General features: G+C 62.6%; 10 protein-coding genes and 1 tRNA gene. 8 read left to right on the top strand and 3 right to left on the bottom strand.

The window, feature by feature from the left end:
* Nucleotides 1-103 precede the first annotated feature (103 nt).
* The 6 genes from sucC (at nt 104) to lpdA (ending at nt 8912) form a co-directional block, all read left to right on the top strand.
* Nucleotides 104-1297, top strand: coding sequence for an ADP-forming succinate--CoA ligase subunit beta (sucC, locus tag OE856_RS11425; RefSeq protein WP_263716253.1), 1194 nt, complete (start codon nt 104-106; stop codon nt 1295-1297).
* A 5-nt stretch (nt 1298-1302) separates the two neighbouring features.
* A complete protein-coding gene (gene sucD, locus OE856_RS11420; RefSeq protein ID WP_263716252.1) occupies nt 1303-2184 on the top strand; it encodes a succinate--CoA ligase subunit alpha in 882 nt (293 codons plus the stop codon).
* A gap of 159 nt (nt 2185-2343) precedes the next feature.
* Nucleotides 2344-2901 (top strand): hypothetical protein, encoded by a 558-nt coding sequence (locus OE856_RS11415; protein ID WP_263716251.1) that lies wholly within the window; start codon nt 2344-2346, stop codon nt 2899-2901.
* 74 nt (nt 2902-2975) lie between these two features.
* The gene (locus tag OE856_RS11410) at nt 2976-5936 is read left to right on the top strand and encodes a 2-oxoglutarate dehydrogenase E1 component (RefSeq protein WP_263716250.1); all 2961 of its coding nucleotides are present in this window, start codon (nt 2976-2978) and stop codon (nt 5934-5936) included.
* Between the two features lie 6 nt (nt 5937-5942).
* Nucleotides 5943-7439 (top strand): 2-oxoglutarate dehydrogenase complex dihydrolipoyllysine-residue succinyltransferase, encoded by a 1497-nt coding sequence (odhB, locus tag OE856_RS11405; RefSeq protein WP_263716249.1) that lies wholly within the window; start codon nt 5943-5945, stop codon nt 7437-7439.
* A gap of 84 nt (nt 7440-7523) precedes the next feature.
* Nucleotides 7524-8912: a dihydrolipoyl dehydrogenase gene (gene lpdA / locus OE856_RS11400; protein WP_263716248.1), complete on the top strand. Its 1389-nt coding sequence runs from the start codon at nt 7524-7526 to the stop codon at nt 8910-8912.
* 148 nt (nt 8913-9060) lie between these two features.
* Here the strand turns inward: lpdA and OE856_RS11395 are convergent, their stop codons facing one another.
* Together OE856_RS11395 and OE856_RS11390 are read right to left on the bottom strand one after the other, a co-directional pair.
* The gene (locus tag OE856_RS11395; RefSeq protein WP_263716247.1) at nt 9061-9711 is read right to left on the bottom strand and encodes a GntR family transcriptional regulator; all 651 of its coding nucleotides are present in this window, start codon (nt 9709-9711) and stop codon (nt 9061-9063) included.
* Nucleotides 9712-9746: 35 nt separating this feature from the next.
* A complete protein-coding gene (locus OE856_RS11390; protein WP_263716246.1) occupies nt 9747-10454 on the bottom strand; it encodes a M48 family metallopeptidase in 708 nt (235 codons plus the stop codon).
* Nucleotides 10455-10602: 148 nt separating this feature from the next.
* Here OE856_RS11390 and OE856_RS11385 point away from each other — a divergent pair, with 148 nt between their 5' ends.
* Together OE856_RS11385 and OE856_RS11380 are read left to right on the top strand one after the other, a co-directional pair.
* On the top strand, nt 10603-10929 hold the full coding sequence (locus tag OE856_RS11385; protein ID WP_263716245.1) for an FYDLN acid domain-containing protein: 327 nt from the start codon (nt 10603-10605) through the stop codon (nt 10927-10929).
* A gap of 90 nt (nt 10930-11019) precedes the next feature.
* Nucleotides 11020-11095: transfer RNA gene (locus OE856_RS11380), tRNA-Ala, on the top strand.
* A 228-nt stretch (nt 11096-11323) separates the two neighbouring features.
* On the opposite strand, the gene OE856_RS11375 is transcribed toward OE856_RS11380, so the two are convergent.
* Entirely contained in the window at nt 11324-11521 is a 198-nt protein-coding gene (locus OE856_RS11375; RefSeq protein ID WP_263716382.1) for an Lrp/AsnC ligand binding domain-containing protein, read from the bottom strand.
* Nucleotides 11522-11747 lie beyond the last annotated feature (226 nt).

The following is an 11747-nucleotide window of genomic DNA, read 5'->3' as shown; positions in this document are numbered from 1 at the left end:
GGAATTTTGGCCTTATTCGCACCCTTCCTCATAAAAACCTTTGGTTTGCCCGCCCGCCCGTGCCATTACCGCCTGTGAAATGCACTAGAATGGGACACACTTCATGAACATTCATGAGTATCAGGCGAAGGCTCTTCTTCGCTCCTATGGCGCCCCGGTCTCCGACGGCCGGGTCGTTCTGAAAGCAGACGAAGCCAAGACCGCCGCGGGCGAGCTTGACGGCCCGCTGTGGGTGGTCAAGGCGCAAATCCACGCCGGTGGCCGTGGTAAGGGCAAATTCAAAGAAGCCGATGCCGGCGAAAAAGGCGGCGTCCGCCTGGCCAAATCGGTCGAAGAAGCTGCCGAAGAAGCCAAGAAGATGCTCGGCCGCACCCTGGTGACCCACCAGACCGGCCCGGTCGGCAAGCAAGTCAACCGCATCTATATCGAACATGGCTCGGGCATCGAGCGCGAGCTGTATCTCGCCCTGCTGGTCGATCGTGGCACCTCGCGCATCTCGTTCGTGTGCTCGACCGAAGGCGGCATGGACATCGAAGAAGTCGCGGCCTCGACCCCCGAAAAGATCCTGTCGTTCACCGTTGATCCGGCCACCGGCTATCAGCAGTTCCACGGCCGCCGCATCGCGTTCGCCCTGGGCCTGGAAGGCAAGCAGGTCAAGGAATGCGTGGCGCTGATGGGCATCCTCTACAAAGCCTTCGTCGAGAAGGACATGGAGATGCTGGAGATCAACCCGCTGATCATCACCGACGAAGGCAGCATCAAGGTGCTGGACGCCAAGGTCGGCTTTGACGGCAACGCCGTGTATCGCCACCCCGACATCGCCGCCCTGCGCGACGAAACCGAGGAAGACCCGAAAGAACTGGCCGCGTCGAAGTTCGACCTGAACTACATCGCGCTGGACGGCGAAATCGGCTGCATGGTGAACGGTGCCGGCCTGGCCATGGCCACCATGGACATCATCAAGCTGTACGGCGCCGAGCCGGCCAACTTCCTCGACGTGGGTGGCGGCGCCACCACCGAGAAAGTCACCGAAGCCTTCAAGATCATCACCTCGGACCCCAACGTGAAGGGCATCCTGGTGAACATCTTTGGCGGCATCATGCGTTGTGACGTCATCGCCGAAGGCGTTGTCGCGGCCGTGAAAGAAGTGGGCCTGCAGGTTCCGCTGGTCGTGCGCCTGGAAGGCACCAACGTGGAAGCCGGTAAAGAGATCATCAACACCTCTGGCCTGAACGTGATCGCCGCGGACAACCTGTCGGATGGTGCTGAGAAAATCGTGAAAGCGGTGAAGGGATAAGAAGAATGGCTGTTCTCGTAGACAAAAATACCAAGGTCATCTGCCAGGGCTTCACCGGCTCGCAGGGCACCTTTCACTCGGAACAGGCGATTGCCTACGGCACCCAGATGGTCGGCGGCGTGACCCCCGGCAAGGGTGGCCAAAGCCATCTGAACTTGCCCGTGTTCAACTCGGTTCACGAAGCGAAAGCCAAGACCGAAGCCAACGCCACCGTGATCTACGTTCCGCCGCCGTTCGCGGCCGACTCGATCCTCGAAGCGATCGACGCCGAGATGGAACTGATCGTCTGCATCACCGAAGGCATCCCGGTGCTGGACATGATGAAGGTCAAGCGCGCGCTGATGGACAGCTCCAGCCGTCTGATCGGCCCGAACTGCCCCGGCATCATCACCCCCGACGCCTGCAAAATCGGCATCATGCCCGGTCATATCCACAAGCGTGGGTCGGTCGGCGTTGTGTCGCGTTCGGGCACCCTGACCTATGAGGCCGTCAAGCAGACCTCTGATATCGGTCTGGGCCAGTCGACCGCCGTCGGCATCGGTGGCGACCCGATCAAGGGCACCGAGCATATCGACGTGCTGGACATGTTCCTGGACGACCCGGAAACCCAGTCGATCATCATGATCGGTGAAATCGGTGGCTCGGCCGAAGAAGAAGCCGCCGAATTCCTGGCCGAACAGAAGAAGAAAGGCCGCTGGAAGCCCGTCGCCGGTTTCATCGCTGGCCGCACCGCCCCTCCGGGACGTCGCATGGGCCACGCTGGCGCGATCGTCGCCGGTGGCAAAGGTGGCGCCGAAGACAAGATCGAAGCCATGAAATCGGCCGGTATCATTGTCGCCGAAAGCCCGGCCGGTCTGGGCGAGGCTGTTCTGAAGGCGATCGGCTAACCCCGATCGGCTTCGGTGGCGCCCGCCACTGTCGCAAAGGCTTGGTAAATGGTCTTGGACTGCAACGATCCGCGTTTCGTCTTTATCAAGACGCGCAAAACCGGAGGCACTTCGGTTGAGATGGCCCTGCAAAAGGCAGCGGCCATCTCGGATGCCCCCGTGATCGAACAGACCGACGCCGTTACCGCGCTTCGCAAGCTGCCTGCCGACCAGGCGTCCCCCCGGGGGCGCATCCGGTACACTCACATGCCTGCGGCCGGGATGCGCCAGCATCTCGGCCCCAAGCAACGGAACGACAGCACGATCATCGCCACGGTGCGCAATCCCTTTGCCCGCATGATCCCGCCGTTCCACCTCTGCCGTTCCCGCAACGGCGCCGCCCCTTTGACCGATATCGCATCGACCCGGGCGGAATTTCTGGAATTTCTACAGTCCGACAGCTGGGGCGATGACCGCGAAGTCGTCACGATTGATGGAGAGCACATCGTCGACGCCGCGATCCGCCTGGAACATCTGCCCGGTGACACCGCAGATGTCTGTGATCAGCTGGGGCTGCAACGCGATCCGGCTGATATGCCGATCACCAAATCGACCAAGGCCCTCCGCAGCGGCCTTGGCATTGCCGATCACCCTACCCCCCCAGCCGTTTCGATCGTTCAAGATCGGATGGCCTGGGTTCTTGACCATTACGACGACCCGGAGACCCCACTTCACTAACCCCTTCCCGGTCGTGTCCGCGCACCGGGATCGAAAGAACAAGAAGCGACCCCACCCCTGTCAGGGAACAACAAATGAACGACCAGACCCCCAACGATCTTTTTCATGCATCATCGTTCCTACAAGGCCACAACGCCGAGTATGTGGAACAGCTTTATGCCCGCTATGCCAATGACCCGAATGCGGTCGACGCGGCATGGCAGCAATTCTTCTCTGCACTTGGCGACGCCGATATGGACGTCAAGGCCGAGGCCGCCGGCCCGTCATGGCAACGCGCCGACTGGCCGCCCGTGCCCAATGACGATCTGACCGCCGCGCTGGATGGCCAATGGGCCGCGCCCGCGGTCGAGGCCAAGGGCGCCGGCAAGAAGATTGCCGCCAAGGCCGCCGAAAAGGGCATCGAGGTGTCCGACGACCAGATCAAGCGCGCCGTGCTGGATTCGATCCGCGCCCTGATGATCATCCGCGCCTACCGCATCCGCGGCCACCTGGTGGCCGATCTCGACCCGCTGGGCATGCGCGACGGCAATGCCCACCCCGAGCTGGATCCCAAATCCTACGGTTTCACCGATGCCGACATGGATCGCCCGATCTTTATCGACAATGTTCTGGGCCTGCAGATCGCTTCTCTGCGCCAGATCCTGGACATCGTGAAACGCACCTATTGCGGCACCTTCGCCCTGCAATACATGCACATCTCCGACCCCGAGCAGGCCAGCTGGCTGAAAGAGCGCATCGAGGGTTACGGCAAGGAAATCGCCTTTACCCGCGAGGGCCGCAAAGCGATCCTGAACAAGCTGGTCGAGGCCGAAGGTTTCGAGAAGTTCCTGCATGTCAAATACATGGGCACCAAGCGTTTCGGCCTGGACGGCGGTGAAAGCCTGATCCCGGCGATGGAACAGATCATCAAGCGCGGTGGCAGCCTGGGCGTAAAGGAAATCGTGATCGGCATGCCGCACCGCGGCCGCCTGTCGGTGCTGGCCAACGTGATGGCCAAGCCCTACCGCGCCATCTTCAACGAATTCCAGGGCGGCAGCTTCAAGCCCGAGGATGTCGATGGGTCGGGCGACGTGAAATACCACCTGGGCGCCAGCTCGGACCGCGAGTTCGACGGCAACAGGGTGCACCTGTCGCTGACCGCCAACCCCTCGCACCTTGAGGCGGTAAACCCGGTCGTGCTGGGCAAATGCCGCGCCAAGACCGACCAGAACAAGGATCCGATCCGCCACACCGTGATCCCGATCCTGCTGCACGGCGATGCAGCCTTTGCGGGCCAGGGCGTCGTGGCCGAATGTTTCGCCCTGTCGGGCCTGCGCGGTCACAAGACCGGCGGCACGATCCACATCGTGGTGAACAACCAGATCGGCTTTACCACCGCTCCGCACTTCTCGCGCAGCTCGCCCTACCCGACCGACAACGCGCTGGTCGTCGAGGCGCCGATCTTCCACGTCAATGGCGATGACCCCGAGGCCGTGGTGCATGCTGCACGCGTCGCCACCGAGTTCCGCCAGAAATTCCACAAGGACGTGGTTCTCGACATCTTCTGCTATCGCCGCTTCGGTCACAACGAAGGCGACGAGCCGATGTTCACCAACCCGTTGATGTACAAGAAGATCAAGACCCACAAAACCACTCTGCAGCTCTATACCGAGCGCCTGGTGGCCGATGGTCTGATCCCGGAAGGTGAAATCGAAGACATGAAGGCCGCGTTCCAGGCCTACCTCAACGAAGAGTTCGAGGCCGGCAAGGAATACAAGCCCAACAAGGCCGACTGGCTGGATGGCCGCTGGGCCCACCTCAACCGCGAGGGCGAGGATTACCAGCGCGGCGACACCTCGATCAAACCCGAGACCATGGAAGAGGTCGGCAAGGCCCTGACCACGGCGCCCAACGACTTTGCCCTGCACAAGACCGTGGGCCGTCTCTTGGAAACCAAGCAAGAGATGTTCACCACCGGCAAGGGCTTTGACTGGGCCACCGCCGAGGCGCTGGCCTTTGGCTCGCTGCTGACCGAGGGCTATCCGGTGCGCCTGGCCGGCCAGGACGCCACCCGCGGCACCTTCTCGCAGCGCCATTCGGGCCTGGTGAACCAGGAAACCGAAGAGCGTTACTATCCGCTGAACCACATCCGCGACGGTCAGGCCAATTACGAGGTCATCGACTCGATGCTGTCGGAATACGCGGTGCTGGGCTTTGAATACGGCTATTCGCTGTCCGAACCCAACGCGCTGGTGATGTGGGAAGCCCAGTTCGGCGACTTTGCCAACGGCGCGCAGATCATGTTCGACCAGTTCATCAACTCGGGCGAACGCAAATGGCTGCGGATGTCGGGCCTGGTGATGCTGCTGCCGCACGGCTTTGAGGGCCAGGGCCCCGAGCACAGCTCGGCCCGCCTGGAACGGTTCCTGCAGCTTTGCGCCGAGGACAACTGGATCGTGGCGAACTGTTCGACGCCTGCGAACTATTTCCACATCCTGCGCCGTCAGCTGCACCGCAGCTTCCGCAAGCCGCTTGTGCTGATGACGCCCAAGTCGCTGCTGCGTCACAAGATGTGCGTTTCCAACACCGAAGACTTTACCACCGGCTCCTCCTTCCATCGGGTGCTTTGGGATGACGCCGAACACGGCAATTCCGACACCAAGCTGGTGGCAGATGACAAGATCAAGCGCGTCGTCATGTGCTCGGGCAAGGTCTATTACGACCTGCTCGAAGAACGCGACGCCCGCGGGATCGACGACATCTACCTGCTGCGCGTGGAACAGTTCTATCCGTTCCCGGCCATCTCGATGGCCAAGGAACTGGGACGTTTCCCGCAGGCGGAAATGGTGTGGTGCCAGGAAGAACCCAAGAACCAGGGTGCCTGGACCTTCATCGAGCCGAACATCGAATGGGTTCTGACCCGTATCGGTGCCAAGCATTCGCGTCCCCGCTATGCGGGCCGCAACGCCTCGGCTTCGCCCGCGACGGGCCTCGCCAGCCAGCACAAAGCACAACAAACTGCGCTCGTGAATGATGCGCTGACCATTGAAGGGTAATTGAACATGACCACCGAAGTCCGCGTCCCGACCCTGGGCGAAAGCGTAACCGAAGCCACCGTCGCAACCTGGTTCAAGAAACCCGGCGATGCCGTCGCAGTTGATGAGATGCTGTGCGAACTGGAAACCGATAAGGTCACCGTCGAGGTTCCCTCGCCGGTCGCCGGCACCCTGGGCGACATCATCGCCGCCGAGGGCGATACCGTAGGTGTCGACGCCCTGCTGGCCACCATCGCCGAAGGCGGCGCTGCCGCTGCATCGGCCCCGGCCGCCGCGCCTGCCGCTGCTGCCGCCCCCGCCGCCAGCGCAGGCGGTGCCAGCGTTGACGTGATGGTGCCCACCCTGGGCGAAAGCGTCACCGAGGCCACCGTTTCGACCTGGTTCAAGAAGGTCGGCGACACTGTCGCTCAGGATGAAATGCTGTGCGAACTGGAAACCGACAAGGTGTCGGTCGAGGTTCCGGCCCCCGCCGCCGGTGTCCTGGCCGAGATCGTCGCCCCCGAGGGCTCCACGGTTGACGCCACCGCCAAGCTGGCCGTCATCGCCTCGGGCGCCGGCGCCGCTGTTGCCGCCGCCCCCGCCGCAGCCCCGGCTGCTGCTGCCCCCGCAGGCGGCAAGGATGTCGAAAACGCCCCCTCGGCCAACAAGCTGATGGCGGAAAAAGGCATCGCCGCCGCCAATGTGCAGGGCTCGGGCCGCGATGGCCGCATCATGAAAGAGGACGTGCTGAAAGCCGCTCTCGCCCCGGCTGCCGCCCCTGCCCCGGCCGCCGCGCCGCGCGCCCCCGTGGCCGCCGATGACGCCGCCCGCGAGGAACGCGTCAAGATGACCCGCCTGCGCCAGACCATCGCCAAGCGCCTGAAGGATGCTCAGAACAGCGCGGCCATCCTGACCACCTATAACGAGGTGGACATGACTGCGGCCATGGAACTGCGTTCGCAATACAAGGACCTGTTCGAGAAGAAACACGGCGTCCGCCTGGGCTTTATGTCCTTCTTCACCAAGGCCTGCTGCCACGCGCTGAAAGAGATCCCCGAAGTCAACGCCGAGATCGACGGCACCGACATCGTGTACAAGAACTATGTGCACATGGGCATCGCTGCCGGCACCCCGCAGGGCCTGGTGGTTCCGGTCATCCGTGACGCCGACAAGATGTCGTTCGCCGAGATCGAGAAAGCCATCGCCGAGAAAGGCCGCCGCGCCCGCGACGGCAAGCTGTCGATGGCCGAGATGCAGGGCGGCACCTTCACCATCTCGAACGGTGGTGTCTACGGCTCGCTGATGTCCTCGCCCATTCTGAACCCCCCGCAGTCGGGTATTCTGGGCATGCACAAGATCCAGGACCGCCCCATGGTCATCAACGGCGAGATCAAGATCCGCCCGATGATGTACCTGGCCCTGTCCTACGATCACCGCATCGTCGACGGCAAAGGCGCCGTGACCTTCCTGGTTCGCGTCAAAGAGGCGATGGAAGATCCCCGCCGCCTGCTGATGGATCTGTAAGATCTGACCGACACATAACGACGGGGCGGGCCGAGGCTCGCCCCATTCTTTACGCCCCACCCAAGGGGCACACAGGAGAGATAAATGGCTGACTATGATGTCATCGTGATCGGCGGCGGCCCCGGCGGCTATGTCTGCGCGATCCGCTGCGCCCAGCTGGGCCTGAAAACCGCCTGCGTCGAGGGGCGCGAAACCCTGGGCGGCACCTGCCTGAACGTGGGCTGCATCCCGTCCAAGGCGCTGCTGCACGCGTCGCACAGCCTGCACGAGGCCGAGCACAATTTCGAAAAGATGGGCCTGAACGCCGGCAAGGTGAAGGTCGATTGGGAAAAGATGATCGCCTACAAGGACGACGTGATCGGCCAGAACACCAAGGGCATCGAATTCCTGTTCAAAAAGAACAAGGTCGACTGGCTGAAAGGCTGGGGCTCGATCCCCGCGGCCGGCAAGGTCCAGGTCGGCGACGAAGTGCACACCGCCAAGAACATCGTCATCGCCACCGGGTCGGAATCGGCCTCGCTGCCGGGCGTTGATGTGGACGAGAAAATCGTCGTCACCTCGACGGGTGCGCTGGAACTGCCCAAGATTCCGAAAAAGATGGTCGTCATCGGCGCCGGTGTTATCGGCCTGGAAATGGGCTCGGTCTATGCGCGTCTGGGCGCCGAGGTGACCGTGGTCGAATTCCTCGACAACATCACCCCCGGCATGGATGCCGAAGTGGCGCGCAGCTTCCAGAAGCTGCTGAAAAAGCAGGGCCTCGATTTCATCCTGGGCGCCGCCGTGCAGAACGTGGAAACCACCAAGACCAAGGCCAAGGTGAACTACAAGCTGCGCAAGGACGACAGCGAGCATTCGCTGGATGCCGACGTGGTGCTGGTTGCCACCGGCCGCAAACCCTATACCGACGGTCTGGGCCTCGAGGCCCTGGGCGTGGCAATGGAACAGCGCGGCCAGGTCAAGATCGACGCGCATTGGGCGACCAATGTCAAAGGCATCTATGCCATCGGTGACGCGGTTGTCGGCCCGATGCTGGCCCACAAGGCCGAAGACGAAGGCATGGCCGTCGCCGAGGTTCTGGCCGGCAAGCATGGCCACGTGAACTATGACGTGATCCCCGGCGTGATCTACACCGCCCCCGAGGTCGCCTCGGTCGGCAAGACCGAAGAGCAGCTCAAGGCCGAAGGCCGCGCCTACAAGGTTGGCAAGTTCAGCTTCATGGGCAATGGCCGCGCCAAGGCCGTGTTCCAGGGCGACGGCTTCGTCAAGCTGATCGTCGATGCCGCGACCGACCGCGTTCTGGGCTGCCACATCATCGGCCCGGCGGCCGGCGACATGATCCACGAGATCTGCGTGGCCATGGAATTCGGCGCCTCGGCTCAGGATATCGCCCTGACCTGCCACGCCCACCCGACCTTTAGCGAGGCTGTGCGTGAGGCCGCCCTGGCCTGTGGCGACGGCGCGATCCACGCCTGATAAAAAAACGGCCGGGGTGGAACACGCCCCGGCCGTATCGTCTGGAGTTGCCGCCAGACATAGGGAAAGATGACCGGCAAGGGATAGCCCGGTCACATGTCCCTAACGCCCGGCGGGGCCGTTTCCGTCGCTTTTCCTGAAAATTCGATCAGCCGATCAGCAGCCGCAGCCCCTGCGTCACATCGGTGCGCACCGACAGCCGCAGCGACGGCTCGTCCCCGGCCTTGAGCGCGGCCAGGATGTTGAGGTGATGGCGCGGCGGCTCTGTCCGGCCCGATCGACCGTAAAGCGCCCGCATCGTCGGCCCCAGCTGCAACCACACCGTTTCCAGCATCGCCAGCATCGCCGGCGCCTGCGCGCGTAGGTACAGCGTGCGGTGAAACTCAAGATTGGTGCGGATATAACCGATCGCATCGTTGCGGCTGACGGCCTCGGCAATGCTGCCATTGATCATCTGCAACCTGTCGATCAGCGCCATATGCGCCCGCGGCAAGGCGCGCGCGGCCAGTTCGGGCTCCAGCAGCGCACGCAGCGCGGCCAGTTCCTCGATCCGCTCCGGCGACAGCTCGGGCGTCGAGACCCGGCCCGACGACGACAGTGTCAGCGCGCCCTCGGCCACCAGGCGCCGCACGGCCTCGCGCGCGGGGGTCATGGACACGCCGAACTGGCTGCCAACCCCCCGCAGGGTCAGGGCCGACCCGGGCGTCATCTCGCCATGCATGATACGCGTGCGCAGAGTGCGATAGACGAACTCATGCGCAACGGCCGAACTGTCGGGGGATCTGGGCGTCGGATTCATGTTGCGACTGTGATCACGAAATGGCTTTGCGTCAATCACTCAAACCGCACCTGGTGCAGCTGACGCCCGTTTTCGCGCAGCCAGCCCCGGTGGCGCGCATAGTCGGGACAGACCCGCGCCACCTGCGCCCAGAAGGCCGCTGAATGGTTCATCTCGATCAGATGTGCCACCTCATGCGCGGCGACGTAATCCAGCACCACGGGCGGGGCCATGATCAGCCGCCAGGAAAACATCAGATCGCCCTGCGCCGTGCATGACCCCCAGCGCGAACGGGTGTCGCGCAGCGTGATCCGCCCATACCGCCGGCCCAGCGCCGCGGCATGCCGGTCACAGGCCGCCACCAACCGATCACGCGCCGCCTGTTTCAAAAAGGCCTGAATGCGCGCAGACGCGCGGGCGTCATTGTCGGGCACCAGCAAAGCACCACCCTCGATCCGGGGTGCCCGCAGGCCCGACGCGCCGCGCACGGGCAGCAGCACGCCTTCGAACAGCAACTCGCCCCCCAGCACGGCGCTCTGCGCCTCGGGGCGCTGTTCAAGATGGCCGCGCACCCACTCGGCGCGCTCGTTCAGGAAATCCAACCCCTCGCGCAACGGCGCCTGCGTCGGCAGGGTCAGCGTCACCCGGCCATCAAGTTGCGACACCCGCAGCGAATAGCGCCGCGCCCGCCCCGAGCGGCGCAGCTGCACCTCGACCCGGGGATCGCCCGGCAAAACGGCGACAGAGGGAGTTTCGCGTGTCATGCCGCCATGTTTAGCCAGTCGATTGGGGCCGTCCAGCATCAATTCCGGCAAGGGTCGGAATTGAACCAAAAAGGGCTTTGACACCTTGCGGCACATATGGCACTTCGCTGCGACTCTGTCCGTACATTGACGAACGAAGGGAATGACCATGCCCAAGGAAGAATGGGGCGTAAAACGCGTTTGCCCGAACTGCTCGACCCGTTTTTACGACCTGCAACGTGATCCGATGACCTGCCCGTCCTGCGGACACAGCTTCAGCGCCGAAGCTCTGGCCATCGGCAAGGCCCGCACCCTGGTAGCGGACAAATCGGACGCGAAATCGCAGCCCAGCGCCGACAAGGATCTGGACAATGATGATGACGTGCTGGTCGATGACGACGATGTCGATCTCGATGATGACCTGTTGGATGACGACGATGACGACGACGTTTCGCTCGACGATATCGCCGATGTCGCGTCGGATGATGACGACTGAATAATTTCTGGGGCGGGGGATTTTTTCTCTTGATCTCCCCCGCGCCCTGCCATAGATCACCCGGGCAGGCGGGAACGCCAGCACAAAGATGGGGCCATAGCTCAGTTGGGAGAGCGCTTGCATGGCATGCAAGAGGTCAGGGGTTCGACTCCCCTTGGCTCCACCAAAATCCCTTAGCTTGATAGAATAAACTGGCTTTCGGCGGCTATTGGTCACCGTTGACCAAGCTCATTGATGAACGCTTCCACGCGTCCTGTTCATCGCTCCATCAAGCCCCTCGAGGAGGCGATAGGCACTGGCGCTCTTGGGCGCGATCGGGAGAACGCAACCGCTCTCGCCTATGCGCCCATCGTCAGATACGCCGTGACACCCGGCAGGTCTCTCAACCGGGACATTACGCGCTTGGATAAACGTTCGACTGCTTGACCACGCTATAGACAAAGCTTGTATCGATCGAACCAATGCCGCCGATTAAGTGAAGACGCTTACGGATAAAGTCTTCATAGGCGTTCAGGCCCGACACCATGACTTTCAACAGGTAGTCCGTGCCGCCGGTCAGGATGAAACACTCCAGCACTTCCTCTAGCTGCATGATGCGTTGTTCAAACGTCTTGACCGTTTGTTCGTTATGCTGCGTCAGGCGCACCTGAACGAAGGCTGTGACCGATAGCCCATAGGCAATCGGGTCGACCTGAGCAGCCTCATCTGACTGGTCCAGTTTGATTGTTAGTGCATGATCGTCCTGTGTTCCATCGGGATGATGGATTCCGGGGCCGGTGGGCGATAACCCAATGCACTGTGGGGCCTCTTTGTGTTGT

It is taken from the genome of Actibacterium sp. XHP0104 (genome assembly GCF_025751515.1).
In the GTDB taxonomy this organism is placed as follows: domain Bacteria; phylum Pseudomonadota; class Alphaproteobacteria; order Rhodobacterales; family Rhodobacteraceae; genus Actibacterium_D.
This window is presented reverse-complemented; position numbering and strand designations above follow the sequence as displayed.